Source organism: Bradyrhizobium sp. A11 (assembly GCF_042077125.1).
GTDB classification, from domain to species: Bacteria; Pseudomonadota; Alphaproteobacteria; order Rhizobiales; family Xanthobacteraceae; genus Bradyrhizobium; species Bradyrhizobium japonicum_B.
This window is the reverse complement of sequence record NZ_CP149509.1, coordinates 1780373-1806212: the sequence shown is the minus strand read 5'-3', so window position 1 is coordinate 1806212 and position 25840 is coordinate 1780373. Positions and strand designations below refer to the sequence as shown.

Genomic DNA, 25840 nt, shown 5'->3' with positions numbered 1-25840 from the left:
ATCGCATCAATCGAGACCAGTCAACATGCGCATCGTCATCATTGGCGCCGGCTTCGCCGGCATGTACGCCGCCCTTTCAGCTGCTCGCCTCCGCGACATCCAGGGCGTTTTGCCCAACAAGCTGGAGATCGCGCTCGTCGCGCCCGAGCCGACGCTCGTGGTTCGCCCGCGACTGTACGAGCCGAACCCCGCGACCCTGACCGCCCCCCTACAGGACCTCCTCAAGTCGATCGACGTCGTTTATGTCAAAGGCCGAGCTGAGGCGATCGATACCAAGTCTAAGGTCGTCGAGATCGCTGCCGCGCAAGGCACGCACAAGAAGCTGCCCTACGACCGGCTGGTGGTCGCCGCCGGCAGCCGGCTGTTTCGCCCGAATGTCCCCGGCCTTGCCGAGCACGGTTTCAGCGTGGACCAGCTCGATGATGCAATCGCACTCGATCGTCACCTCCACGGGCTGTCGAGCCGTCCGGCCTCGAAGGCGCGCAATACCGTTGTCGTCGCAGGCGGCGGGTTCACCGGCATCGAGGCGGCGACCGAGGTGCCGGCGCGCCTGTGCAAGATACTTGGCAAGGACGCCCAGCTGCGCGTGGTGATCGTCGACCGCAACGAGGTGATCGCGCCGGACATGGGCGCAGGCCCCCGCCCCATCATCGAGGAGGCGCTGCGCAAACTCGGCATCGAAACCAGGCTCGGTGTCGGCGTGGCCTCGCTCGACAAGTCCGGCGTCAAGCTTTCCAGCGGCGAGCAGATCGAATGCGAAACGGTGATCTGGGCCGCCGGCATGCGCGCAGCTCCGTTGACGGCTCAGATCCCTGCCGAACGCGACCAGTTTGGCCGGCTGCTCGTCGACCGTGACCTTCGCGTCCCATCGGTGACCGGTGTCTTCGCCACCGGCGATGCCGCACGAGCCGCGTGTGACGATGTTGGCAATTACGCGCTGATGTCATGTCAGCACGCGACCCGGATGGGCGCCTTCGCCGGCAACAACGCCGCCGCCGAGTTGCTGGGCGTTGCGACCAGACCTTATCACCAGAAGGCTTACGTCACCTGCCTCGACCTCGGCGATGCCGGTGCGCTGTTCACGCGCGGCTGGGAGCGCGCAGTCGAGATGGCCGGCGACGTCGCCAAGAAGACCAAGCAGGAGATCAACACCGTCTGGATATATCCGCCCAAGGCTGAACGTGCCGCAGCCCTCGCCTCGGCCGATCCGGAGCGCGTCACCGCTCTTTAAGCAAAGTAGCCACCCAAAATTCAACAGGAGACCAAAATGAACCTGCACAACGTTTCCATTGCATCGAAACCCGAAGAGCTCGTGCCGTCGCGCTACGCGGTGCGCATCGGCGACATCGACGTGCTGGTGGTCAGCGACGGCGTGCTGCCGCTCCCGACCACCATGCTGGCGCACAACGCCGACCCGGCTGTCCGGGCAGCCTGGCTGGACGACATGTTTCTGCCTCGGGATGCCTTTGACTGGGCGCTAAATGCTGTCATGGTGCGCAGCGGCACCCAAACGATCCTCATCGACGCCGGACTCGGGTCCGACCCAGACCTGCATTTGCCTCGGGCTGGACAGTTGATCAAGCGCCTGGAGGCCGCCGGGATCGACCTCTCGTCCGTGACCGACCTGATCCTCACCCACATGCACATGGATCATGTCGGCGGGCTGCTGGTCGACGGCGTGAAGGAACGGCTGCGCGAGGACCTGCGCATCCACGTGGCGGCCGCAGAGGTCAAGTTCTGGGAGTCGCCCGATTTCACCCATACCAACATGCCGCAAGGCTTTCCGGATGCGCTTCGGGCCACCGCCAAGCAGTTCGTTAAGATGTACGGCAGCCAGATCCGGCCGTTCGAGGAGCAGCACGACGTTGCACCCGGTGTCGTCGTCCGCCGTACCGGCGGTCACACGCCCGGACACAGCGTGGTCCGCGTGGCGTCCGGCGGCGAGGCGCTGACATTTGCCGGCGACGCCGTGTTTGCCGTCGGCTTTGACCAGCCCGAGTGGCATAACGGGTTCGAGCACGACCCCGAGGAGGCAGCGCGCGTCCGCATCCGGCTGTTACGGGAGCTCGCAGAGAGCGGCGAGCTCCTGGTGGCCACGCACATGCCGTTCCCATCGGTCGGTCATGTCGCGGCCGCTGGCGATGCTTTCCGCTGGGTACCCGTCTTCTGGGACTATTGATCGGCTCTTGAACCAAACCGGACTGGAGCGCGCGTTCACGGCCGAATTGAGCGCGCGCTCCGGAACACCGCCGCGCGAGCTTGGTCCAGGAGACAATGCGGCAGCATGCAACCATCGCCGGCATGACCGCGGATGCGCGTCCGTCGAAACATCCCGCCGCAACGACACGCCCGAACTCAGTTCCACGCAAATTGCGCTCGTCTGAGACCGGAACGGTAGCTGCGCCCACGCGTTGTTTCTTACATCCAAGGGAGACCATCATGAGTGTTGAAGGCAAGATCAAGGAAGGTGCCGGTTACATCAAGGAAGAGATGAACGAGCACGGCAAGGACCCCGAGAGCAAGCGCAAGGCTCAGGAGGGACGCGATCTTCGCAACGAGGGCCGCATGGAAGACGGCAAGCCGCCGAAGACCACCAAGCCCGGCACTGGACACTGATCCGATCCAGTTCAAAACCGCCTCCGGTCGAAGCCGGGGGCGGTTTTTGTTTGGGCAATACGAGGGCGCGGAACATGCGTGGGATCGCGCCGTTGCTCCGGGCTCACTGGAGGAAAGTTCATGTCCAAGACATCGCTCGCCGAGATCGCGAAGGAAATGGCCGGCATCGACATCGCCATTCTTTCGACCCACACCGACGACGGCCAGATCGCCAACCGTCCCATGAGCAACAACGGGGATGTCGCCTACGACGGCACGTCATACTATTTTGCCCATGAGCGGACTCGTACCGTAGCAGACATCCAGCGAAACCCGAAAGTGGCGCTCGGGTTTTCGTCGGAAGCAGGCCTGTTCTCAAAGGGCATCTACATCGCCGTCGAAGGGACCGCCGAGCTGATCCGTGACAAGGCGGCTTTTCAACAGCATTGGACCAGCGATCTCGACAAATGGTTCGAGAACGGCATCGATACGCCGGGCATCGTCCTGATCAAGGTCAAGGCTAGCCGCGTGACCTATTGGAAGGGGCGAGACGAGGGTGAGATTGAGCTCTGATCGGCGGGTTCATCGTGCGGCGATTCCTTCGGTGGTTCTTCCAGAACCGCGAGACCGGTGCCATCACCGTCGCGCAGTGGCCCAACCTCCTTTTGTGGACCGTGATCGTTGCGGGCGTTCTGCTTTGGATCTGGCCTTCCGCAGGCAAAGCCAGCGTCGGCTTGACGATCGTGTTGAAAGGCGGACTTATCATCTGGGGCATCGACGAGATCGTTCGCGGCGTGAATCCCTGGCGGCGCTGTCTCGGCGCCGCCGTCGTCATCTATGAGTTCATGACCCTGCTGCCGTGAAGCCGGGAGACAATCGACGGGTGAGACGACGGCCCTGCCGCTGCAAGCTTGCGGCCCTGCTTCGAGACGCGCTCAGTTCGCGCAACGCGCCAAATGCTGTCTGCCCCCGGGGGATGGGGAGCGACGGTATCAATTCCGGAAATGCAGGTTCTTGCTCCACGTCCTGAACGTTGCTACGCCGCAGCAGCGTCGAGGCGTCGACAACGTTGATTTGCGTCAAGGGAACGTTCGAGATGCTGCCAGATCTTTGCGCGCGATCGGCGAGCCGCCACCAGACTGCCGCGGTATTGGCCATAGCCCGCAGGGCGGCCGGCCATTGGAGTGAACTCCGTGAACGATTGGACACGTTGGGTCCCCGGAATCCATACGCTTCGCCACTACGAAGCTGATTGGCTTCGGCACGATGTTTTCGCAGGTCTCGTGCTGGCGGCCATGCTCGTTCCGGTCGGAATTGCTTATTCCGCGGCGTCCGGCCTGCCGGGCATCCACGGGCTCTACGCCACCATCGTCCCTCTTCTTGTCTACGCGATGTTCGGTCCGAGCCGCATCGTCGTGCTTGGCCCCGACTCGGCGCTGGCTGCCGTCATCGTCGGCGTGATTGCCCCCTTGTCTGGCGGTGATCCGGTGCGCGCAGCGATGCTTGCCGCGATGATGGCGCTCGTTTCAGGAGCTATGCTCATTGTGGCGGGCATCGCGCGGTTGGGGTTTTTGACCGAGCTTCTGTCCAAGCCGATACGCTATGGCTACATGAACGGCATCGTGCTGACCGTCTTGATTAGCCAGCTGCCAAAGCTGCTCGGCTTCTCGATCGAGAGCGAGGGCCCGCTGAAAGACCTTTGGGCTATCGCCACCGGGTTCCACGAAGGCAAGATGAACAGGGCCGCATTCGCAGTCGGGCTTGGCACGCTGATCGTCATCCTGCTGCTTAAGGGCAGCAAACGACTTCCGGGAGTCCTGATTGCCGTCGTCGGAGCGACCCTTGTCGTCGCACTGCTTGATCTGGCAACCGGTCATGGTGTGAAAGTCCTGGGGCCACTTCCGCAAGGTCTGCCGGCTTTCGCGATTCCCAAGATCGGATACGGCGATCTGATCCCCGTGCTGGCCGGCGGATCCGCAATCGCCCTGGTCTCGTTCGCCGACACCAGCGTGTTGTCGCGAACCTATGCTGCTCGTTTGGGTGACAAGGTCGATCCCAACCAGGAAATGGTGGGTCTTGGCGCAGCCAACCTGGCGACCGGCTTCTTTCAGGGTTTTCCGATCAGCAGCAGCTCGTCGCGTACGCCGGTTGCCGAAACCGCCGGCGCGCGCACCCAGCTGGCGAATGTCGTCGGCGCGCTCGCAATCGCGTTCCTTCTACTGATTGCGCCCAATTTGCTGCAGCACCTGCCGAACGCCGCATTGGCGGCAGTGGTGATCGCAGCCGCGATCGGCCTGATCGAGATCAACGATCTCAAGCGGATCTACCGGATCCAGCGGTGGGAGTTCTGGTTGACCGTGCTGTGCTTCGTGGGCGTGGCCGTGTTCGGCCCAATTCCGGGAATCGGCCTCGCCGTTGCGGTGGCGATTGCGGAATTCCTGTGGGACGGCTGGCGTCCGCACTCCGCCATTCTCGGGCGCGCGTACGGCGTCAAGGGCTATCACGACATCACGAGATATCCTGATGCCCGTTTGATCCCCGGACTGGTGCTGTTCCGATGGGATGCGCCGCTGTTCTTCGCCAACGCCGAGTTCTTCAAGGAGCGAATTCTCGCCGCGGTCGAGACATCGCCAACACCTGTGCGCTGGCTGGTCGTCGCCGCCGAACCGGTCACGAGCGTAGACGTAACCGCCTGCGATACTGTTGCCGAACTGGACGAGGCGCTCAAGGCCAGGGGCATTGAACTCTGCTTTGCCGAGCTCAAGGATCCCGTGAAGGACAAGCTGAAGCGTTTTGGTTTGTATGCTCAGCTTGGCGAAGCCCAGTTCTTTCCGACCATCGGTTCGGCCGTTTCGAGCTATCTGGAGATCAATGACGTCGCGTGGGAGGACTGGGAGGACCAGGTCAAGGTCGGCCCGTAGAAAGGCAGAGCGGGGAATATGACCCGCTCGCGCCTGCAGTGACCGGGCCTACCCGCGACAACGAATTAGCCTCGTCGGCAGATGACTTGCCGCAAGCCGGCCATTCTCCGATGAGCCGCCGGCAAACCGATGCAGTCTATCCCTGGCCCGTCGGCGGGACGACATACAGCGTCAGCGCAAAGACCGCATAGATGAAGATCATCAGCGCGCCGACGAACCACGCGGAGCGGCCGCTGGCGGTGATGTAGGCGGACGTGACCGTCGCGATCATCACCATGGTAACGGCGCCCGGCCAGAACTGCAGGTCCATGGGCTTCGGCCCGACCACGTAACTGAGCAACACCAGCGCGGGTGCCACGAACAGCGCGATCTGCGAGGCGCTGCCAAGCGCGATGCTCACCGCCATGTCGAGCCGGTCCTTACGTGCAGCGGCAAAAGCCACCGCAAACTCGGCTGCGGCCCCGACCAGCGAGACGACGATGAAGCCGACAAAGGCCGGGCTCATCCCGAAGGTTTCCGCCGCCTTTTGCACCGATTCCACGAAGATTTCGCTGACCAGCGCGACCAGCACCGTGACGACCAGAAGCGTGCCCACGGCTACTCCGATCGGCCAGTGCGCCTCCTTGTCGTCGCCGTGGTCGGCGCTGGCAAACAATTCCTTGTGGGTCACGAGCGAGAACCAAAGGCCGAGTCCGTAAGCGAGGATCAGCAGGATCGAAATGCCGAGGCTGAGCTTGGTCAGGATGCCGCCATCCTGCGGCAGGTGATCGAGATTGGCGACCGCCGACGGCGCGAGCAGGGCCACGGTTGCCATCAGGAGCAGACCCGATGATAGCCGCGCGCCGGCGCGGTTGAACTCCTGAACGTGGTAGCGCAGGCCGCCGAGCAGCAGGCAGGCCCCCAGCATGAACACCGCGTTGGTGACGATCGCGCCCGCAATCGAGGCCTTCACTAGCATGTACTGGCCCGCATGCAGTGCCGTGATGGCGATGATCAGTTCCGTCAGGTTGCCGAGCGTAGCATTGAGCAGCCCGCCAACGGCATCACCAGTCTTCGCTGCCACGGCTTCGGTAGCATGACTGAGCAGGGCCGCCAGCGGCACGATGGCAAGCACGGCCAGCACGAACAGCAGCGTGTGGGACTGCGGAGCCGCCTTCTCGGCCACCAGCACGATGGGCACGAAGGCGAGCATCCACAGCAAAGGAGTATTCCGGATCTCGCTGAGCAGGATCTGCATATCGGCGGCCCCTTCCATCGATGCCCTCCAGGAAAGGTCCGCGAGCCTGCTGCGGGAGTGTTGATCTGGCTCAACGTCGGCCGACAGATGCGCGCGCCGCGGGCTTCATCGTATGCGTCCGCGGTTTGCAGCCGCAGGGGTTTGGCCGATGCGTCAACGTGATCGCAACCGCCGACGCGGCGTTTCGAAAATCCCTTATCTTTCAAGGGGCATTCTACTGTGCATGGGGTTGTTTTTCGATTTTTGTCTTGAGCCCCGGGCACCGCCGCCGCACCTTTTCGCGCATAGACAGCATGCAAGCGGATGGCTGTGGAAGGCGGTCCCACCGTAGTACATGCCAATTGGACCTTGGAGCCACGCGCCGGAGCGCCGCGCGAACGCAATGACAACCACGTTACCCGCCGCTGCGCGCGAGCCCGACCGCCCCGTCGCCGATGGTCTCCCGGCAGCCCAGCGGCGCTGGGCGATCGCCGCGATCTTCACCGCACTGGCGATGGCCTCGCTCGACACCGCGATCGCCAACATCGCCCTGCCCGCCATTGCCGCGGATCTGCACGTCAGCCCGGAGCAGTCGGTCTGGGTCGTCAACGTCTACCAGATCGCGCTGGTGGCAACGCTGCTGCCGCTCGGCGCCCTCGGCGAGATCGTCGGGCACCAGCGCATCTATCTCGGCGGCCTGATCCTGTTCACCATCGCCTCGCTGTTCTGCGCGGTGGCGTGGTCGCTGGACAGCCTGCTGCTCGCGCGCACGCTGCAGGGCCTCGGCGCCAGCGGCATCATGAGCGTCAATACCGCGCTGGTGCGCTTCGTCTATCCCGGACGGATGCTCGGCCGCGGCTTCGGCCACAACGCGCTGGTGGTCGCGACCGCCTTCACCTTCGGGCCGTCGATCGCGTCGGCCATCCTGGCGTTCGGCCCGTGGCCCTGGCTGTTCGCCGTCAACATCCCATTCGGCCTCGTCGCGATCGCCATCGGCTTTGTGATGCTGCCGAAGACGCCGCGCGCCGATCACGGCTTCGATTTCATCGGCGCGATGCTGGCGTCGGCCTGCCTCGGCCTGTTCATCACCGGCATCGGCAGCGCCGCGCACAATCTGTCGCCGGTGCTCGTGGGCACCGAGCTGGTCGCCGCGCTCGCGCTCGGCTTGATCCTGATGCGCCGGCATGCCGACCATCCCGCGCCGATGCTGCCGATCGACCTGTTCGCCCGGCCCATGTTCGCGCTGTCGGCGGCAACGGCCGTGTGCTCCTTCGCGGTCCAGGGCCTCGCCTTCGTCTCGCTGCCGTTCTATTTCGAGGACGTGCTCGGCCGCTCGCAGGTGGAGACGGGCTTCTTCATGACGCCGTGGCCGCTGGTGGTCGGCATCATGGCGCCGATCGCCGGCCGCCTGTCCGATCGCCACGCCGTCGGCCTGCTCGGCGGCATCGGCCTCGTGCTGCTCGGCCTCGGCATGGCGCTGCTCGCGACGCTTCCCGCCAACCCCGCCATTGCCGACATCATCTGGCGGATGGTGATCTGCGGCATGGGGTTCGGCTTCTTCCAGGCGCCGAACATGAAGGCGGTGATGTCGAGCGCGCCGGCGCATCGCAGCGGCAGCGCCTCGGGCATCGTCGCCACCGCGCGCCTGACGGGACAGACGACGGGCGCAGCGCTTGCCGCCGCCTGCTTTGCGCTCGCCGGCCACGAGGGCGCAACGCTGGCGCTGGCGCTCGGTGCCGGCTTTGCCGCCCTCGGCAGCGTGATGAGCTTCCTGCGGCTGGCGGTGAAGTAAGGCCCCCTTAGGCCAGATGCCGGGCGGCCGTCACGCCGGACGTCGCCGCCGGAACGACCATCTCGTCCTCGATCGCGGCAAGACGCGTGTCGATGGCAGCGATGACCTTGCGCGAGTACGGTCCGAGGTGGGCGTAGGCGGCGATCATCTGCACCGCGATGCGTGCAGATGACGTATCGCGCTTGGCGCAGTTCATGAAGGCCTGCCACAGCGGCCCCCGCGCCTCGGGAAGGGCGGTGACCACCTTGTGCACCGTTTCCATCGCCCCCAGCTTGGAGCGGATATCCCCTTCGGTGAGCTCGGAGCGCTGCCTGGATCGATCGAGCAAGGTCATCAGGCGTTCGATGCGTCCCGCATAGGCTGCGGGGCTGTAGATGTGCTCCAGCACCCGCTTGTAGTCCGTCAGAATTTCGCGCAGCGGGCGGACCGGATCGAAGTTGATGCCGGCCGTGCATTGATCGGCACCGATGGTCGGCGCCACGTCGTGGCCCGGATGCAGCCGCCCTTCACGCTCCAGCCGCCGCGTCAGCTGCGTGTTCGGCAACGCGTAGAGCAGGCCGACCATGGCGACGGGAATCGCGGCCTCCTCGATGAAATCGATCATCGCATCGGCCATCGAGACCTTCTCGTTGTCGAAGCCGACGATGAAGCCGGCGGTGACCAGCATGCCGGCGGCATAGATCTTGTGGATGCTCTCGGCGATGTTGCGCCTTGTGTTCTGCTTCTTGCGCATCGCGACCAGGGTCGCGGGATCGGGACTCTCGATGCCCACGAAGATGGCGAAGAAGTTGGCCGCGCCCATCAGCTCCAGGAGTTCAGGATCGTCGGCGAGATTGACCGACGCCTCGGTCGATAGCTCGAAGGGGTAACCATGAGCGCGCTGCCACTCGGCGAGCTGCGGCAGGAACTGGCGGAGCGACTTCTTGTTGCCGATGAAATTGTCGTCGACGAAGTCGAGATGGCCGCGGTAGCCCATCTTGTAGAGCGTCTCGAGCTCGACGAACATCTGCTCGACCGTCTTGGTCCTTGGCACGCGGCCGTAGAGCTCGATGATGTCGCAGAACTCGCAGGTGAACGGGCAGCCGCGGGAATATTGCACTCCCAGATAAAGATAGTCCTCGAACTTCAGGAGGTCGAAGCGCGGCACCGGCGTCCTGGTGACGTCGGCCTGGAACTTCGGCGCGGTGAAGGTGCCGGAGCGTGCCCCGCTCTCCCAGGCCGCGATGAAGTCGTCGATGACGCTCTCGGCCTCGCCGAGCACCCGGAAGTCGGCCTTCTCGTAGATGTGCGGGCTGGAGGTCGGATCGGGACCGCCGACGACCACCGGCTTGCCCGCCGCGCGGCACATATCGATCAAGCGCAGCGTATCCGCCTGCTGCGGCAACATGCCGCCGGTAAAGACGACGTCGGCCCAGGCGAGCTCGTCGTCATCGAACTCCTGCGTGTTGCAGTCGATCAGCCGGACCGTCCAGCTCTCGGGCAGCATCGCCGCGACGGTGATCAAACCGAGCGGAGCTGCGGGACGCCGCACCCCCATCAGCTTGCAGGATTCGCCAAAGCTCCAGAACGATTCCGCCGTGAACAGCGGATAGAGCATCAACACGTTGCAGGGGCTTGGCACGTCGATGGAACTCCTTTTGCGTCGGCGCAGTGTAGCAAAGCGCGGTCGTCTTGCATCCCGGCAAAAAGGACAAACTGTCGCTCGGCCACATGCGCTGGAACCGCAGACGTCGCCTCAGGCCCGGCAGCCGGCGCCTGAAGAGAGATCTTGCGGCCCGCGACGGCCAAATTCCTCGCAGCGACCCCTCGGACTGTTGATTTGAACCGTTCCAGTTTGCCGGACACATTGCGCGCCTGAGTTCAATCGGTGGATTGGGCCAATCAGGGGACTGCGATGGCAAACCTAACAATCAACGGAAAAACCTTCACCCTCGACGTCGAGCCGGATACGCCCCTGCTGTGGGCGATTCGCGAGAATGCCGGCCTGACCGGCACGAAATACGGTTGCGGCATTGCACAATGCGGTGCCTGCACGGTTCACATCGAAGGCGTCGCCACCCGCTCCTGTGGGGTTTCGGTCAGCGAGGCCGAAGGCAAGAAGATCACCACGATCGAAGGGCTCGCCTCGGGCGACACGCTGCACAAGGTGCAGGAGGCCTGGATCGCCCAGGACGTGCCGCAATGCGGCTATTGCCAGAGCGGCATGATCATGGCCGTGGCCGCGCTGCTGAACGAGAAGCCGAAACCGACCGACGCCGACATCGACGAGGCCATCACCAACATCTGCCGCTGCGGCACCTTCCAACAGGTGCGTGAAGCGATCCACACGATCGCCAGCGCGTAAGGAGCCGCCTCATGAACAAGCATGTTTCTCCCAGGATGAACCGCCGTGCCTTCGTCATCGGCAGCGCCACGCTCGGCGCCGGCCTCGCCATCGGTCTCGACATCCCCTTCGGCGGCCCCGCCGTGGTCCGCGCCGCGGACGGCTCGCCCGAGATCGGCGCCTGGGTCGTGATCAGACCCGATGACACTATCGTGATCCGCATCGCCCGCTCCGAGATGGGCCAGGGCTCGCTCACAGGCCTCGCCCAGCTCGTGGCCGAGGAGCTCGAATGCGACTGGACCAAGGTCACGACCGAATACCCGACACCCGGCACGAGCGTCGCCCGCAAGCGCGTCTGGGGCGATTTCTCCACCGGCGGCAGCCGCGGCATCCGCTCCTCGCAGGATTATGTCCGCAAGGGCGGCGCCACCGCGCGCGTGATGCTGATCCAGGCCGCGGCCGACGGATGGAAAGTGCCGGCCTCCGAATGCACGGCCGAAAACAGCGTCATTACCCACAAGCCGTCGGGCCGAACCACGACCTACGGCAAGGTCGCCGAAGCCGCCGCGAAGCTGACGCCGCCGGCCGAGGTCAAGCTGAAGGATCCGAAGGACTGGAAGCTGATCGGCAAGGGCGTGAAGCGGCTCGACACCCTCGACAAGACCACCGGCGCCATGATCTACGGCACCGACGTCAAGCTGCCGGGCATGCTGAACGCCGCGATCAAGGACTGCCCGGTGTTCGGCGGCAAGCTGAAGAGTTTTGACGAAGCCAAGATCGCCGCCATGAAAGGCGTCAAGAAGGTCGTCAAGGTCGGCGATACCGCGGTTGCCGTGGTCGCCGATACCTGGTGGCACGCCAAGACCGCGCTGGAGGCGCTGCCGATCGTCTGGGACGAGGGTGACAACGCCAAGGTCTCGAGCGAGTCGATTGCAAAGTGGCTGGCCGAGGGGCTCAAGGACGACCAGCCGGCCTATGTCGGCAACAAGAACGGCGACGCCAAAGCCGCCATTGCCAGTGCCGCCAAGAAGGTGGAGGCCGTCTACTCCTATCCCTACCAGAACCACGCCGCCATGGAGCCGATGAACGCCACCGCGCTCTACACCGCGGACAAATGCGAGGTATGGTGCGGCACGCAGAACGGCGAAGCGGCCTTCGCAGCGGTGCTGGAGGCCTCCGGGCTGCCGGCGGAGAAGTGCGACGTCCACAAGGTGATGCTTGGCGGCGGCTTCGGCCGGCGCGGCCAGACCGATTATGTCCGTCAGGCCGTGATGATCGCCAAGCAGATGCCGGGCACCCCGGTCAAGCTGTTGTGGTCGCGCGAAGAGGACATGGCGCACGGCAGGTATCATCCGATCACCCAGTGCAAGATGACCGGCGCGTTCGATGCCAACAACAATCTGATCGCGCTGCACTACCGTCTGTCCGGGCAATCGATCCTGTTCTCGCTCCGCCCGGAAGCGCTGCAGAACGGCATGGACCCGGCGGCCTTCCAGGGCGTCGCCCAATCCGGCGAGGCCGCGTTCGGCTATTCGGTGCCGAATCTGTTGGTCGAGCACGCGATGCGCAACCCGCACGTCCCGCCCGGCTTCTGGCGCGGCGTCAACGTCAATCACAACGCGATCTACATGGAATGCTTCATGGACGAGCTGGCCCAGGCCGCAGGCCAGGATCCGCTCGAATTCCGCCGCAAGCTGATGGGCAATCACCCCAAGCACCTCGCGGTGCTCAATGCGGTCGCCGAGAAGATCGGCTGGGACAAGCCGGCGCCGCAGGGCGTCTATCGCGGCATCGCGCAAGTGATGGGCTATGGCAGCTATGTCGCCGGCGCCGCCGAGATCTCGGTGACCGACGGCAGCAAGATTAAGGTGCATCGCATCGTCGCCTCCACCGATCCCGGCTACGTCGTCAATCCGGCGCAGGTCGAGCGACAGGTCGCGGGCTCCTTCGTCTATGGGCTATCCGCGCTTTTCTATGGCGGCTGCACCGTCAAGGACGGCAAGATCGAGCAGACCAACTTCGACACCTACAATTCGATGCGCATCAACGAGATGCCGAAAGTGGAAACGGTGATGGTGCCGAGCGGCGGGTTCTGGGGCGGTGTCGGCGAGCCGACCATCGGCGTCGCGGCGCCGGCGGTGCTCAACGCGTATTTCGCCGCGACCGGCAAACGCATCCGCTCGGTGCCGCTGCGCGACCAGAACATCACCTTTGCCTGAGACGCGCGGCGGCGGCCACGACGGCCGCCGCCGCACGCTTTTCCGGACAAGTCCCATGAATGTGCCGGTGACACGGCGGAATGCCGTCCTCGGCATCACCGCCGCGGCCGCATCGCTCGCCACACCCTCGATCCTGCGTGCGCAAGCGTCAGGCCGCATCGTCGTGGTCGGCGGCGGCTTCGGCGGCGCGGCCTGCGCGCGTGCGCTCAAGCGCGCCGGCGCGAACCTGCAGGTCACCTTGATCGAGCCGAACAAGATCTTCGCCTCCTGCCCGTTCAGCAACGAGGTGATCGCCGGCCTGCGTAAGATCGAGACGCAGCATTTCGGCTATGACAAGCTCGCTGCTGCCGGCGTCACCGTGATCAGCCAGGCCGCCGCGAAGATCGAGCCGCAGCAGCGCAGCGTCACCACGGCCGATGGCACGGTGCTGACCTATGATCGTCTCGTGCTCTCGCCCGGCATCGACTTCCATGTCGAAGCCCTGCCCGGCTACGACGAGGCGGCATCGGAAAAAATGCCCCATGCCTGGAAGGCAGGCGCGCAGACGCTGCTGCTGCGCAAGCAGCTGGAAGCGATGGACGACGGCGGCACGGTCGCCATTGCCATTCCCGCCAATCCCTCGCGGTGTCCGCCCGCGCCTTACGAGCGCGCCAGCCTGATCGCGCATTACCTGAAGACGAACAAGCCCCGCTCGAAGGTGCTGATCCTCGATGCCAAGGACAATTTCTCCCAGCAGCGGCTGTTCGAGAAGGCGTGGAAGGAGCTCTACGGCGGCATGATCGAGCGCATCGCGCTGTCGCAAGGCGGCCGCGTCACCTCGGTCGATTCGGCGACCATGACCATCGTCACCGAATTCGGCAATTACACGCCCGATGTCGCCAACGTCATCCCGCCGCAACGTGCTGGACGCATCGCCGAGATTGCGGGCGCTGCAGATGCGACCGGCTGGTGTCCGATCGATCCCGTCAGCTTCGAGTCGAAACTCGTCCCGAACATCCATGTCATCGGCGATGCCTGCCTCGGCGGCGGCATTCCCAAATCGGCGTCGGCCGCAAGCGGGCAAGGCAAGGCCTGCGCCGCGGCCATCACCGATCTCCTCGCCGGCCGAGCGCCGCAAACGCCGCGGCTGGCCGGCATCTGCTACAGCACCGTCGCACCCGGCTACGGCTTCTCCCTTGCCGGCAATTACCAGCCAAGAGGCGACATCTTCGCCGAGGTCGAGGGCGGCGCGACCAGCCCGGTCGATGCCCCGCGCGAATTGCGGGCGCGCGAGGCCGCTGAGGCGGAGCGCTGGTTTGAGGCCATCACGGCGGATACTTTTGGTTAGCGCATGATGATCCGAGCATGTCGCCACGGTCACGATGCGCTCCCTCCCCCGCTTGCGGGGGAGGGTTGGGGAGAGGGTGTCTCCGCGCGCGAGAACCCCCAAGAGGAGAGAGCCCTCACCCGGCGCTTCGCGCCGACCTCTCTCGCAAGCGGGAGAGGTAAGTGGCATTCGCGGCGACCCCAGCCATCCCATCCGATAGCTGCGATTGCGGCGCTCATCGTGGCAAGCCTGGTCGTCGCCTTGCCGACCCAAGCCGAAGAACTCCTGCCCTACACGGTCGTCAACGACGGCATCCCGCAATCGCTCACCGGCTCGCCCGGCGATGCCGTGCGCGGACGCGCGCTCGTGCTCGCGCGCACCACGACCTGCATCCTCTGTCATTCCGGCCCGTTCCCAGAAACGCGGTTCCAGGGAGATCTCGCGCCCGACCTTGCCGGCGCCGGGAACCGATGGACGGTGAGCCAGTTGCGGCTTCGACTGGTCGATGCCTCGCGCTTCAATCCGAACACCATCATGCCGTCCTATTATCGCGCCGACGGCCTCGTGCGGGTCGGACGCAATTTCGCCGGCAAGCCGATCTTGTCGGCTGCCGAGATCGAGGACATCGTGGCCTTTCTTGCAACGCTTCGCGACTAGGACCGTTCCATGCCCACCACGCGACGACAATTCCTGAGCCTCGCCGGAGGCGTCACGGCCGCCGGGACGATCCCGGTCGTCACCCTGCGTCCGCTGCAAGCAACGCCCGCGATGCTCAATCACGCGATCCACAATATCGTCGGCGAAGCCCCGATCCGCACCGGCAGGGTGAAACTCGACATTCCGCCGCTGGTCGAGAACGGCAACGTGGTGCCGATGACGGTGAGCGTGACAAGCCCGATGACGGCAGACGACCACGTCAAGAGCATCCACGTCTTCAACGAGAAGAACCCGCAGCCGAACATCGGCAATTTCTATCTCGGCCCCTCCTCCGGCCGGGCCCAGGTCTCGACCCGCATCAGGCTCGCCGACACCCAGAAAGTGGTGGCGATCGCGCGCCTGTCCGACGACACGTTCTGGCAGGTCGCCGCCGACGTGGTCGTGACGCTGGCCGCCTGCACCGAGGAGATGAACTGATGGCCGCGCTCATCAACGTTCCCTCAAAGGCCAGGCGCGGCGACGTCATCGAGATCCGCGCGCTGACCTCGCACATCATGGAGACCGGATTTCGCCACACCGTGGACGGCAAGCTGGTGCCGCGCGACATCATCACGAGCTTCACCTGCCGCTACAACGGCGCCGAGATCTTTCGCGCCGACCTCTTTCCGGCGATCGCGGCCAATCCGTATCTGTCCTTTTTCACGGTCGCCAAGGACAGCGGCAAGTTTGAATTCGAATGGGTCGGCGACAACGGCTATTCGTCCACCGCCTCGGCATCGATCACGGTCGAATGAGCGTTTGGCGCGCGATAGCAGCAGCGGCCTTGTTCGCCGCGGCACCTGCCTTGATCGCCGGCGAAATCCCGCCCGATGCGCGCCGGTCCGGCTATTCGTTCATGGGGCCGGACACCCGGGCGATGCAGGACGACGACACCTCCAATCCCGGCATGCTGTTCGTGCTCGACGGCGAGGCGCTGTGGGCGAAGAAGACCGGCAGCGCGGAGAAGGCCTGTGCGGATTGCCATGGCGAGGCGCGCGCCAGCATGAAGGGCGTCGCGGCGCGCTACCCCGCCATCGACAAAGCGCTTCACCGCCCCGTCACGCTCGACCAGCGCATCAATCTGTGCCGCGCCGATCACCAGCAGGCAACGCCGCTGCCCTACGAGAGCCGCGACCTCCTGGCGCTCTCCGCGTTCGTCGCCCATCAATCGCGCGGTGTTGCGATCACCGCCGGCGACGATCCGCAGGCAAAACCCTTCGTGGAGCAGGGCCGCGAGCTCTTCATGCAGCGCGAAGGCCAGCTCAACCTCGCCTGCACCAATTGCCACGACGACAATTTCCACAAGCGCCTCGCGGGCGCGCCGATCACGCAGGGACAGCCGACCGGCTATCCGCTCTATCGACTGGAGTGGCAAACGCTGGGATCGCTCGAGCGGCGGCTGCGCAGCTGCATGACCGGCGTCCGCGCCCAGGCCTATGATTACGGCTCGCCCGAGCTGGTCGCGCTCGAGCTCTATCTGATGTCGCGCGCGCACGGCCTGCCGATGGAGACGCCGGCGGTGCGGCCCTGAATGAAAGCGGCCGGCATTTGCCGGCCGCTTCGAACGCGTTCGCGCCTTGCCTATTCCGCCGGCGCCGCCGACATCTCCGGATGCGCGGGATAATGTTCGCTGACGCCGAGCTTGCCGGCGGCGAACAGGCCGGCCGCCATCGCAGCGTAGGCCAGCGCGACCGCCGGCGTGACGCCAAAGCCGCCGCCGATGCCGACGGCCTCGCCATGCATGAAGCCGAAATAGGTGAGCACGGCACCGACCAGAGCAAAGGCCGAGGCCTTCTCGAAATCGCGCTCGATGATGAAGACGCCGATTGCGCCGAGGACCAGGCCGCCCAGGATGGAGCCGCCGCCCATCACTTCAAGTCCGTGGTAGAATACGCCCTGCTGCGGCAGCGCGGCGATCGCGGCCGCCTTCACGGCGTCGGCCTTGTCGGCCGCCAAGCCACCGACGGTTGTCGCCGCATTCATGGTCGAACCAAGCATCGTGTCGATTTGCAGCTTGGCCCAGGCGGCCAGATGCGGCGTCAGCGCCAGCACGATGGCGGGCGCGTGCTTGACCGGCGTGGTCTGGAACGCCTGCGCACCGATCAGCATGCCGATGTAGAGCAGGATCGGCGAGATCGCGACGACGGGCACCAGGGCCAGCAGCACCGAAATGATGCCGAACCAGGACAGCACGATCACCATGATGCCGGTCGCAGCGGAATAGCCGATCCGGCCGCCCATCGCCTTCCAGCCGGGATGGCCGATATAGACGGCGTTGATGAAGGGATTGCCCATGAAGCAGCCGATCAGGCTGACGACGCCGTCGGCCGTAAGCACGCGCGTGGTTGGATATTCGTCGCCGGCAGCCTCCGCGCTCTCGACATTGTCCATGGCTTCGACCAGATCGTAGATGCCGAACGGAATGGCCGTGACGAGGATGATGCCGAGGAATTCGAAGCCGGAGAAAACATAGCCTATTGCCGGGATCGGCACCGAGAAGCCGAAATTGGCGAAGGCAGCGCCGACGCCAGCAAGGCTCAAGCCGCCGATGCCGAGCCCGAACAGGTTGGAGCCCCAGGCGATGATCATGCCGACGGCGATGGCGACGAGGCCAGCAGGAATGCCGCGCGGATACTTCACACCGCCGAACCAGCTCACCAGGATGATGGCGAAGCAGACCAGACCGATCTGCGGCGTCATGTACATTTCCAGTGCCGGCCGCATCGAGATGAAGGTGACGGAGACGCCGGCAAGCGTGCCGAGCAGCGCCGCGCGCGGCGTGATCCTGCGGATGAACGGGGCAATGAAGCCGCCGATCATGAGAATGAAGCTCTGGAAGAACACCCAGACCAGACCCGCGGACCAGCCCTTGAGCGGATCACCGGTCTTCAGGGTGATCGGCAGCATGATCACGAAGGTGACGATGAACATGTGCGGCACGCTGACGCCCGAGGGCAGCGCACAGACGTCGCTGCGGCCGGTCTTCTGCGCCAGACGGTAGGCAAGGTAGGCGTAGTAGAAGGTCGAGAGGCACATCATCAGCCCGAGCGCGGGCAGGATGCGGCCGAACACCAGACTGTCCGGCATCTTCAGGACAAAGCGCAACAGGCCCGTGAGCACCAGCATGTTGACGAGGATGTTGGTGCCGAAGCCGAAAAACGCGTTCCAGTCGCCCGATGTCCATAGTGCCGGCTTGAACCCGGACGTGTCGATTTCAGATTTGCCGGCCGTCCCCGTCAATGTGCTCATGATATCACCCCTCAAATGGTCGAAATCCTCATTGCCTCCAAGACTGCGGCTGAGGTTGCGACCCAGCCGAAGATGCCGCCCTGGGCCTTGATCATCTTCAGGCCCATCTCGTGAAACTCGGGGAAGTAGGACGCGCAGCCGTCGGAGATGACGACGCAGCGGTAGCCGCGGTCATTGGCCTCGCGCACGGTGGTGTTGACGCACACTTCTGTCGTGACGCCGCACACCAGCAAATTCTCGATGCCGTATTTCCCAAGGACGTCGCCGAGCTCGGTCGCGTAGAACGCCCCCTTGCCGGGCTTGTCGATCACAATTTCGCTGTCGAGCGGATAGAGCTCGGGAATGATGTCGTGGCCGGCCTCGCCGCGAATGAGGATGCGGCCCATCGGGCCGGGATCGCCGATGCGCAAGGACGGCGCGCCGCGCTCGATTTTCGCCGGGGGCGCGTCGGAGAGATCGGGCAGATGGCCCTCGCGGGTGTGGATGACCAACATGCCGGTGTCGCGCGCCGCTTTCAGCACCGCGCCGATCGGCTTCACTGCGCGCGCAAGCTGGCTGACGTCGTTGCCGAGCGTCTCACCGAAGCCGCCGGGCTCCATGAAGTCGCGCTGCATGTCGATGATGAGAAGCGCGGTGGCGGACCAGTCCAATCTGACCGGCTCGGGCTCGGCGCTGATGACGCCCAATGTCGGCTTGCTCAAGTCCAGCATGACGCCCGCCCCTCGCGAGAACTGCGCGAGGAGTTCTGCAAGCGGCGTGCCATTGTGTACAATTGCGATGGCGCACAGGCTGCGAAAAAATTCTAAGGAAGCTCAGAAGGTTAAGCCGAAGATCGAGTTTTGCTTATTCCCTGTGCGACGGCCTTGTGGCGTGCATTTGCTTAAAGCATGGGCGGTCTTCGCCGTCATTCCGGGGCGCGCCGAAGTCGCGAGCCCGGATTCCATCGGGCGGCAATAAGCGAGGTGAAATGGATTCTCTGATGCGCAATTGCGCATCCTAGCTCGCGCTACGCGCGCACCGGAATGACGAGGAGAGCTACCGCCCCGCCCCATACAGCCGCCGATACTCCTCCTCATACGGCGCATAGGAATCCTTCAGCGTCGCCATGTTGAGCAGCATGGTCGCCACCACCGCGCCCGCCTTGTCGAACACGCGCGTCTTCACCCAGGCGCTTTCGGTGCGGCGGCTGCCGGAGAGCGCGACCACCTCGCGCTCGACCTCGTAGTCCTCGTCGACGAACAGCGGCCCCTTCACCAGGCGGATCTCCTGGTCCGCGAACAGGCCGACGGCCGGGCCCTTGGCCGGCAGCGGATCGTCCTTGGAGCGGTACTGGAACAGCACGCTCAGCATCTCCATCGGGATGATCGGCCTGCGCCACGGATTGTCGGCAGTCGAATAGTAAGGCGAGTTCTCGGTGATGGCGGCGAGCTTCTGACGCAGCGAGAACGGATAGAGATCGCCCATGATCTGGTCGAACGCCATCCGCACCGCCTGGCGCTTGCCGGTCTGAGCGACCTTCACATCGCGCAGGATGACGGGATCGGCGAGCGGCTTGAGCTCGCCAAGGCGGGCCTCCAGCGCCGTCGCCGCGTGCGGTTCACCGACCGAAGCCGTGCCGCGCAGCACCTCGGTGCCGTCGCGCTTGACCATCTGGATCTGGCACTGGCTGGTGCCGGGCAATGGCTTCGACAGGATCGCCTGCACCTCTTCGCCCTCGTAGCAGACGCTGCGATAATGCGCGGACAGGCATCCGGTCTCGAACCAGGCCTGTCCCCACAATCGCGCGCCGAGCGGGGCGAACTGACTGAAATGCGTCGGGCCTTCGATGGTGCCGCCCTTGAAGCCGAGCTTCTGCGCGGTGGCGTCGTCATGGATCGAGGCATGCGCGTCGTAGGTTTGCGCCTGTAGCATCTGACGCGGCTGGCGCCACGGCCCGATCAGGGTCTCGGTCGTCTCGGTGATTTCGGTGTCGAATGCGTTTGCAGCCATGATGTCCTCCGCTCGCAAGCCATGACTAGCAGGAGCGCCACGGATGCGGCCAGCCGTATTGACTTCGCCGGCCCATGCTCTTGACTGGGATCCTCCGCTTTGCAAGGCCGCAATCCTCCCGCGGTGCAAAATTCCTCGCCAGGCCAGAACAATAAGGACTCCACGACATGACGCTGTTGCAGGTCGAGCTGGACGATAAATACCGGCTCGAATCGAAGCGGATCTTCCTGTCCGGAACACAGGCCCTGGTCCGCTTACCCATGCTGCAGCGCGAACGCGACCGGCTTCAGGGACTCAACACCGGCGGCTTCATCTCCGGCTATCGCGGCTCTCCGCTCGGCATGTACGACCACGCGTTGTGGCGCGCGAAGTCTCACCTCCAGCAGCACGACATCGCCTTCGTGCCCGGCCTGAACGAGGACCTCGCCGCGACCGCAGTCTGGGGCAGCCAGCAGGTCGGCCTGTTTCCCGGCGCCAAGGTCGACGGTGTGTTCGGCATCTGGTACGGCAAAGGCCCCGGCGTCGACCGCTCGGTCGATGCGCTCAAGCACGCCAATGCGGCCGGCACCGCGCTCAACGGCGGCGTGCTCGCGCTCGCCGGTGACGACCACGGCTGCCAGTCCTCGACGCTGGCGCATCAGAGCGAGCAGGTGTTCGCCGCAGCGCTGATCCCGGTGATCAACCCGGCGACGCTCCAGGATTATCTCGACCTTGGACTCTATGGTTTTGCGCTGTCACGCTTCTCCGGCTGCTGGGTCGGCTTCAAGGCGATCAGCGAGACCGTCGAGAGCTCGGCCTCGATTGACAGCGACCCGGAACGCATCAAGATCGTGCTGCCCGACGATTTCGAGATGCCGCCCGGCGGCCTCAACATCCGCTGGCCCGATCCGCCGCTGGAAGCGGAGAAGCGCCTGTTTGGACCGAAGATGGCGGCGGTGCAGGCCTTTGCCCGTGCCAACCGGCTCGACCGCATCGTGCTCGATTCCAAGCCGGCGCGGCTTGGCATCGTTGCGACCGGCAAGGCCTATCTCGATCTGCGCCAGGCGCTGGCCGACCTCGGCATCACCGACAAGGACGCGCAGGATCTCGGCCTTCGCATCTACAAGGTCGCGCTGACCTGGCCGCTGGAGGAAAGCGGCGCCAAGCGCTTCGCGGAAGGTCTGCAGGACGTGCTCGTGGTCGAAGAGAAGCGCGGCTTCATCGAAGACCAGCTGATGCGCATCCTCTACAACATCGATGCCTCGAAGCGCCCGACCGTCACCGGCAAGCGCGACGAAAGCGGCGCGCCGCTGCTGCCGAGCGAGGGCGAGCTGACGCCGACCATCGTGGCATCCGCGCTGGTGGCGCGCCTGCGCAAGCTCGGTCATCACAGCCCGGTGCTGGAGCAGCGCCTCGCCCGGCTCGAGGCGTTCGACAATCCCGTCACCACGAGCACGCAGATCAAGCTCGCGCGCACGCCGTTCTTCTGCTCGGGCTGCCCGCACAACACCTCGACGCGCGTGCCCGAGGGCAGCCGCGCCATGGCCGGCATCGGCTGCCACGGCATGGCGCTGAGCATGCCCACCCGCCGCACCGATCTGATCTCGCATATGGGCGCCGAGGGCGTGAACTGGATCGGCCAATCGCCCTTCACGAGCGAGAAGCACATTTTCCAGAATCTCGGTGACGGCACCTACACCCATTCCGGTCTTCTGGCGCTCCGCGCCGCGTCCGCCGCCGGCATCAACATCACCTACAAGATCCTCTACAACGATGCCGTCGCCATGACCGGCGGCCAGCCGGCCGAAGGTGCCTTCAACGTCGCCCAGATCGCGCATCAGGTCTGGGCCGAGGGCGTCAAGCGGCTCGCGATCGTCTCGGACGATCCGAGCAAATACCCGCAAGGCAATTACTTCCCGCAAGGCGCGACCATCCACCATCGCCGCGAGCTCGATGCCGTGCAGCGCGAGCTGCGCGATATCAAGGGCCTCACCGTCATCATCTACGACCAGACCTGCGCCGCCGAGAAGCGCCGCCGCCGCAAGCGCGGCCTCTATCCCGATCCCGCCAAGCGCGCCTTCATCAACGAGCTGGTCTGCGAAGGCTGCGGCGATTGCTCGCAGGCGTCCAACTGCGTCTCGGTGCAGCCGCTGGAGACCGAGTTCGGCCGCAAGCGCCAGATCGATCAGTCGAATTGCAACAAGGATTTTTCCTGCGTCGAAGGGTTCTGCCCAAGCTTCGTCACCGTGCACGGCGGCACGCTGAAGCGGATGAAGACCTCGGCGGTCGATTCCGGCCAGCTGTTCGCCGATCTGCCGCTGCCGCCAGCGCGTGAGCTGGACGGCCCCTACAGCATCCTCGTCACCGGCATCGGCGGCACCGGCGTCATCACCATCGGCGCACTGCTCGGCATGGCCGCTCATGTCGACGGCCGCGGCTGCTCGGCGCTGGATTTCACCGGCCTGTCGCAGAAGAACGGCGCGGTGATGAGCCATGTCCGCATCGCTCCGAAGCCGGAGGACATCTCCGCCGTCCGCATCACCACCGGTGGCGCCGACGTCATTCTCGGCTGCGACATGATCGTCTCGGCAGGTCCCTCCGCGCTCAGCCGCGCCGAGCGCGGCGTGACCAAGGCCTACATCAACGCCGACCTGCAGCCGACCGCGAGCTTCGTGCAGAATCCCGATCTCGATTTCGAGATGGGCACGATGCAGACCGTGCTGCGCGACGCGATCGGCGACAAGAATCTCGATATCATCGATGCGACAGGCATTGCCGCGGCGCTGATGGGCGACAGCATCGCCACCAATCCCTTCATGCTCGGCTTCGCCTTCCAGAAGGGAGCGATCCCGCTGTCGCTCGAAGCTCTGCTCCGCGCCATCGAGATCAACGGCGCCGCGATCGAGATGAACAAGCTCGCCTTCACCTGGGGCCGCCTCGCCGCCCACGACATGTCGCGGGTGCGCAGCGTGGTGCAGTTCAAGAACCGTGCGTCCGCGCCCGCGAAGTCGCTCGACGACATCATCGCGACCCGCGCCGAATTCCTGACCTCCTACCAGGACAAGGCCTATGCCGACCGCTATCTCGCGGCCGTCGCCAAGGTGCGCAAGGCGGAAGCCGCCGCCTCGCCCGCGTCAACGGAGCTGACCGAGACGGTCGCGAAGAACCTGTTCAAGCTGATGTCCTACAAGGACGAGTACGAGGTCGCGCGGCTCTATACCGACGGCAGCTTTGCGAAGAAAGTGTCGGAGAAGTTCGACGGCGACTTCACGTTGAAATACCATCTGGCGCCGCCGATCTTCGCCAAGCGCGACAAGGTGACGGGCCGGCTCCAGAAGCAGGAGTTCGGCGGCTGGATGCTCCATGCCTTCCGCGTGCTCGCCAAGCTGAAGTTCCTGCGCGGCAGTGCGTTCGATCCGTTCGGCCGGACCGAGGAGCGCCGCACCGAGCGCAAGCTGGTCGCGGATTATCTGGCGATGATCGACCAGCGAATCGCCGGGCTGAAGCCGGAGCAGATCCCGCTCCTGACGCGGCTCGCGCGCGTGCCGGAGACGATCCGCGGCTTCGGCCACGTCAAGGAAGCCAACGTCAAGCTCGCGGCAGCCGAGACGGCGCGGCTTGAGGCGGAACTGGAGAACAGCCGCTTTGCGGCGGCAGCGGAGTAGCGGCTAGAGTCTCGCCACACACTCAGTGTCATCGCCCGGCTTGACCGGGCGATCCAGTACTCCGAGGCGGTGGTGATTCAACCGATGGCCCGCAGCGTACTGGATGCCCCGCTTTCGCGGAGCATGACGGCGGTGGGGATGGCTAGACTGAAGTCGTGGCGGTGGCGGGCGTCGTCGCAAACGTCATCGCCCGCTCCGCCAGATGCCTTCCCGCAATATATCCAAACACCAGCGCCGGTCCCAGCGTGATGCCCGGCCCCGGACAATTCCCGTTCATGATCGAGCCCATGTCGTTGCCGCAGGCATAGAGCCCGGCGATCGAGGTACCGTCTGCGCGCAACACGCGGGCCTGCGCGTCGACCTTCATGCCGATCGCGGTGCCGAGGTCGGCCGGATGAATGCGCATCGCGAAGAATGGCGCGCGGACGATCGGCGCGACGCAAGGGTTGGGCTTGTGGCTGATATCGCCGAGATGGCGCTGATAGAGGGTGCTGCCGCGGCCGAACTCGGGGTCGCGGCCCTCCTCTGCATCGGCGTTGTAGTTCACGATCGTCGCCGTGAGGGTGGACGGCTTGACGCCGATCCTGGTGGCGAGTTGCGCGATATCGGCCGCCTCGATCAGCTCGCCGCTCGCCACATAACGCCGATAGCGGCGCGTGAACGGCCTGATGCGGCCGAGGCCGTAGTCCCATAGGAAGCGGCGGTCGCAGATCAAATGGAACGGCTGGTCCGGCTCGCCGTTGCCGTCGCGCAGCATGGCGAGCACGAATTCGTGGTAGGACAGCGCCTCGTTGACGAAGCGCCGGCCCGCGGCATTGACGGCGATCACGCCCGGCTTGGCGCGGTCGGTCACCATGTGCGGAAATACGCCGCGGCTGCCGTCGGCCCGGGGGAACAACGAGGCCGGCACCCAATAGGCCGGGCTGGTCGCGTCCGTGTTGAGCGCTGCACCTGTCGCTGCCGCCAGCCGCAGCCCGTCGCCGGTGCTGGAGGTGTTGGCCGCCGAGACAAATCCGGCCGCCGCCGGAAGAAGACGCTTGCGCAACACGGCGTCGTGCGAAAAGCCGCCGGTCGCCAGCACAACACCGCGGCGCGATGCGATCGGCCGGTCGCGGGAACCATGACGGATCACCACACCGCTAACGCGCTCGCCCTGCATCGAGAGATCTTCGACATCGGCGCTGAAGAGAAATTCGACCTGCCGCGCCAGCAGCGAAGCGTATAGCCGCGCGGCAAGCGCGTTTCCGAGATGCAGCGTCGTGCCTCGCGGGCTTCGCAGCCGCTGCAACGCATAGGGCAAAACCAGCCGCGCCGCGCGCATGGTTGCGCGCAGGGATTTTCCAACGCTGCGCAGATGCGGAATGTCGAGCCGATCGACCATCATCCCGCCGAACAGCGTGGACTCCGGCAGCGGTGGCCGCAGGCGCGCAAAGCCCTCACCCAGCCGCCTGCCGTCGAAAGCAACCGGCGCCAGCACGCGGCCGCCTGATGTCGCGCCCAGTCGTTCCGGATAATAATCCGGATAGGCCTTAACCAACTGCAGACGAACCTCGGTATTGGCTTCGAGATAGGCGATCGCCTCGGGCCCGCGCGCGAGGAAGGCGGCACGCAGGCCGGCATTGGCGGTTTCAGGCACCGTGCTCGACAGATATTGGACGGCATCCGCGACACTGTCGGAGAGCCCGGCCTCCTTCATTTTCGCATTGGCAGGGATCCAGACCATGCCGTCTGACCAGGCGGTGGTGCCGCCGGCGAACGCGGTCTTCTCGATCACCAGCACCCGCAGGCCTTCGGCAGCCGCCACGGCCGCGGCCGTCATGCCGCCGGCTCCGGCGCCGATGACGATGACGTCGTAGGTCTCATGCGCCGGCATCATGCGGCAGTGTTCCG

Annotated in this window: 21 protein-coding genes; 15 read left to right on the top strand and 6 right to left on the bottom strand. The window is 65.1% G+C overall.

The window, feature by feature from the left end; all coding sequences use genetic code 11:
- Positions 1 to 25: 25 nt before the first annotated feature.
- From WI560_RS08380 to WI560_RS08355, 6 genes are all read left to right on the top strand, one after another.
- Positions 26 to 1231, top strand: a complete 1206-nt coding sequence (locus tag WI560_RS08380) for an NAD(P)/FAD-dependent oxidoreductase (RefSeq protein ID WP_375307616.1) — start codon at positions 26 to 28, stop codon at positions 1229 to 1231.
- Positions 1232 to 1267: 36 nt separating this feature from the next.
- Positions 1268 to 2179, top strand: a complete 912-nt coding sequence (locus WI560_RS08375) for an MBL fold metallo-hydrolase (protein WP_375307615.1) — start codon at positions 1268 to 1270, stop codon at positions 2177 to 2179.
- A 260-nt stretch (positions 2180 to 2439) separates the two neighbouring features.
- Positions 2440 to 2616: a hypothetical protein gene (locus WI560_RS08370; RefSeq protein WP_375307614.1), complete on the top strand. Its 177-nt coding sequence runs from the start codon at positions 2440 to 2442 to the stop codon at positions 2614 to 2616.
- Between the two features lie 120 nt (positions 2617 to 2736).
- Positions 2737 to 3168 carry a pyridoxamine 5'-phosphate oxidase family protein gene (locus WI560_RS08365; RefSeq protein ID WP_375307613.1) on the top strand — a complete coding sequence of 144 codons (432 nt, stop codon included), beginning with the start codon at positions 2737 to 2739 and terminating at the stop codon, positions 3166 to 3168.
- A 14-nt stretch (positions 3169 to 3182) separates the two neighbouring features.
- A complete protein-coding gene (locus WI560_RS08360; protein WP_375307612.1) occupies positions 3183 to 3458 on the top strand; it encodes a hypothetical protein in 276 nt (91 codons plus the stop codon).
- 330 nt (positions 3459 to 3788) lie between these two features.
- Positions 3789 to 5516, top strand: coding sequence for a SulP family inorganic anion transporter (locus WI560_RS08355; protein ID WP_375307611.1), 1728 nt, complete (start codon positions 3789 to 3791; stop codon positions 5514 to 5516).
- 136 nt (positions 5517 to 5652) lie between these two features.
- On the opposite strand, the gene cax is transcribed toward WI560_RS08355, so the two are convergent.
- Positions 5653 to 6753 carry a calcium/proton exchanger gene (cax, locus tag WI560_RS08350; protein WP_375308795.1) on the bottom strand — a complete coding sequence of 367 codons (1101 nt, stop codon included), beginning with the start codon at positions 6751 to 6753 and terminating at the stop codon, positions 5653 to 5655.
- Between the two features lie 382 nt (positions 6754 to 7135).
- Between cax and WI560_RS08345 the strand changes: the two genes are divergently transcribed.
- A complete protein-coding gene (locus WI560_RS08345) occupies positions 7136 to 8524 on the top strand; it encodes an MFS transporter (RefSeq protein ID WP_375307610.1) in 1389 nt (462 codons plus the stop codon).
- 7 nt (positions 8525 to 8531) lie between these two features.
- Here WI560_RS08345 and WI560_RS08340 read toward each other — a convergent pair whose 3' ends face one another.
- Positions 8532 to 10151: a B12-binding domain-containing radical SAM protein gene (locus WI560_RS08340; RefSeq protein ID WP_375308794.1), complete on the bottom strand. Its 1620-nt coding sequence runs from the start codon at positions 10149 to 10151 to the stop codon at positions 8532 to 8534.
- A gap of 267 nt (positions 10152 to 10418) precedes the next feature.
- Here WI560_RS08340 and WI560_RS08335 point away from each other — a divergent pair, with 267 nt between their 5' ends.
- From WI560_RS08335 to soxA, 7 genes are all read left to right on the top strand, one after another.
- Positions 10419 to 10868: a (2Fe-2S)-binding protein gene (locus WI560_RS08335; RefSeq protein ID WP_028135089.1), complete on the top strand. Its 450-nt coding sequence runs from the start codon at positions 10419 to 10421 to the stop codon at positions 10866 to 10868.
- Between the two features lie 11 nt (positions 10869 to 10879).
- A complete protein-coding gene (locus WI560_RS08330; RefSeq protein WP_375307609.1) occupies positions 10880 to 13066 on the top strand; it encodes a molybdopterin cofactor-binding domain-containing protein in 2187 nt (728 codons plus the stop codon).
- A 55-nt stretch (positions 13067 to 13121) separates the two neighbouring features.
- Positions 13122 to 14393: an FCSD flavin-binding domain-containing protein gene (locus tag WI560_RS08325; protein ID WP_375307608.1), complete on the top strand. Its 1272-nt coding sequence runs from the start codon at positions 13122 to 13124 to the stop codon at positions 14391 to 14393.
- Positions 14394 to 14612: 219 nt separating this feature from the next.
- Positions 14613 to 15029 (top strand): sulfur oxidation c-type cytochrome SoxX, encoded by a 417-nt coding sequence (gene soxX / locus WI560_RS08320; RefSeq protein ID WP_375307607.1) that lies wholly within the window; start codon positions 14613 to 14615, stop codon positions 15027 to 15029.
- A gap of 9 nt (positions 15030 to 15038) precedes the next feature.
- The gene (locus WI560_RS08315) at positions 15039 to 15506 is read left to right on the top strand and encodes a SoxY-related AACIE arm protein (protein ID WP_375307606.1); all 468 of its coding nucleotides are present in this window, start codon (positions 15039 to 15041) and stop codon (positions 15504 to 15506) included.
- On the top strand, positions 15506 to 15823 hold the full coding sequence (soxZ, locus tag WI560_RS08310; RefSeq protein ID WP_375307605.1) for a thiosulfate oxidation carrier complex protein SoxZ: 318 nt from the start codon (positions 15506 to 15508) through the stop codon (positions 15821 to 15823). Before WI560_RS08315 ends, soxZ begins: the two co-directional genes overlap by 1 nt.
- On the top strand, positions 15820 to 16599 hold the full coding sequence (gene soxA, locus WI560_RS08305; RefSeq protein ID WP_375307604.1) for a sulfur oxidation c-type cytochrome SoxA: 780 nt from the start codon (positions 15820 to 15822) through the stop codon (positions 16597 to 16599). Before soxZ ends, soxA begins: the two co-directional genes overlap by 4 nt.
- 50 nt (positions 16600 to 16649) lie before the next feature.
- Here the strand turns inward: soxA and WI560_RS08300 are convergent, their stop codons facing one another.
- The 3 genes from WI560_RS08300 to WI560_RS08290 all read right to left on the bottom strand — a co-directional run bounded on the left by WI560_RS08300 (position 16650) and on the right by WI560_RS08290 (position 20306).
- The gene (locus tag WI560_RS08300) at positions 16650 to 18317 is read right to left on the bottom strand and encodes a regulator (RefSeq protein ID WP_375307603.1); all 1668 of its coding nucleotides are present in this window, start codon (positions 18315 to 18317) and stop codon (positions 16650 to 16652) included.
- 11 nt (positions 18318 to 18328) lie between these two features.
- Positions 18329 to 19027 carry a cysteine hydrolase family protein gene (locus WI560_RS08295; RefSeq protein ID WP_375307602.1) on the bottom strand — a complete coding sequence of 233 codons (699 nt, stop codon included), beginning with the start codon at positions 19025 to 19027 and terminating at the stop codon, positions 18329 to 18331.
- 325 nt (positions 19028 to 19352) lie between these two features.
- On the bottom strand, positions 19353 to 20306 hold the full coding sequence (locus WI560_RS08290; protein ID WP_375307601.1) for a hypothetical protein: 954 nt from the start codon (positions 20304 to 20306) through the stop codon (positions 19353 to 19355).
- A 167-nt stretch (positions 20307 to 20473) separates the two neighbouring features.
- On the opposite strand from WI560_RS08290, the gene WI560_RS08285 reads away from it, so the two are divergent.
- Entirely contained in the window at positions 20474 to 23950 is a 3477-nt protein-coding gene (locus WI560_RS08285) for an indolepyruvate ferredoxin oxidoreductase family protein (protein WP_375307600.1), read from the top strand.
- A gap of 142 nt (positions 23951 to 24092) precedes the next feature.
- Here the strand turns inward: WI560_RS08285 and WI560_RS08280 are convergent, their stop codons facing one another.
- On the bottom strand, positions 24093 to 25826 hold the full coding sequence (locus tag WI560_RS08280) for an FAD-dependent oxidoreductase (protein WP_375307599.1): 1734 nt from the start codon (positions 25824 to 25826) through the stop codon (positions 24093 to 24095).
- Positions 25827 to 25840 lie beyond the last annotated feature (14 nt).

Coding starts and splice junctions, on each gene's coding strand:
- soxA (WP_375307604.1), top strand. CDS start 15,820: ATGAGCGTTTGGCGCGCGATAGCAGCAGCGGCCTTGTTCGCCGCGGCA.
- WI560_RS08370 (WP_375307614.1), top strand. CDS start 2,440: ATGAGTGTTGAAGGCAAGATCAAGGAAGGTGCCGGTTACATCAAGGAA.
- cax (WP_375308795.1), bottom strand. CDS start 6,753: ATGCAGATCCTGCTCAGCGAGATCCGGAATACTCCTTTGCTGTGGATG.
- WI560_RS08325 (WP_375307608.1), top strand. CDS start 13,122: ATGAATGTGCCGGTGACACGGCGGAATGCCGTCCTCGGCATCACCGCC.
- WI560_RS08280 (WP_375307599.1), bottom strand. CDS start 25,826: ATGATGCCGGCGCATGAGACCTACGACGTCATCGTCATCGGCGCCGGA.
- WI560_RS08285 (WP_375307600.1), top strand. CDS start 20,474: ATGACGCTGTTGCAGGTCGAGCTGGACGATAAATACCGGCTCGAATCG.
- WI560_RS08345 (WP_375307610.1), top strand. CDS start 7,136: ATGACAACCACGTTACCCGCCGCTGCGCGCGAGCCCGACCGCCCCGTC.
- soxZ (WP_375307605.1), top strand. CDS start 15,506: ATGGCCGCGCTCATCAACGTTCCCTCAAAGGCCAGGCGCGGCGACGTC.
- WI560_RS08315 (WP_375307606.1), top strand. CDS start 15,039: ATGCCCACCACGCGACGACAATTCCTGAGCCTCGCCGGAGGCGTCACG.
- WI560_RS08380 (WP_375307616.1), top strand. CDS start 26: ATGCGCATCGTCATCATTGGCGCCGGCTTCGCCGGCATGTACGCCGCC.
- WI560_RS08295 (WP_375307602.1), bottom strand. CDS start 19,027: ATGCTGGACTTGAGCAAGCCGACATTGGGCGTCATCAGCGCCGAGCCC.
- WI560_RS08375 (WP_375307615.1), top strand. CDS start 1,268: ATGAACCTGCACAACGTTTCCATTGCATCGAAACCCGAAGAGCTCGTG.
- WI560_RS08330 (WP_375307609.1), top strand. CDS start 10,880: ATGAACAAGCATGTTTCTCCCAGGATGAACCGCCGTGCCTTCGTCATC.
- WI560_RS08365 (WP_375307613.1), top strand. CDS start 2,737: ATGTCCAAGACATCGCTCGCCGAGATCGCGAAGGAAATGGCCGGCATC.
- WI560_RS08335 (WP_028135089.1), top strand. CDS start 10,419: ATGGCAAACCTAACAATCAACGGAAAAACCTTCACCCTCGACGTCGAG.
- WI560_RS08300 (WP_375307603.1), bottom strand. CDS start 18,317: ATGAGCACATTGACGGGGACGGCCGGCAAATCTGAAATCGACACGTCC.
- WI560_RS08290 (WP_375307601.1), bottom strand. CDS start 20,306: ATGGCTGCAAACGCATTCGACACCGAAATCACCGAGACGACCGAGACC.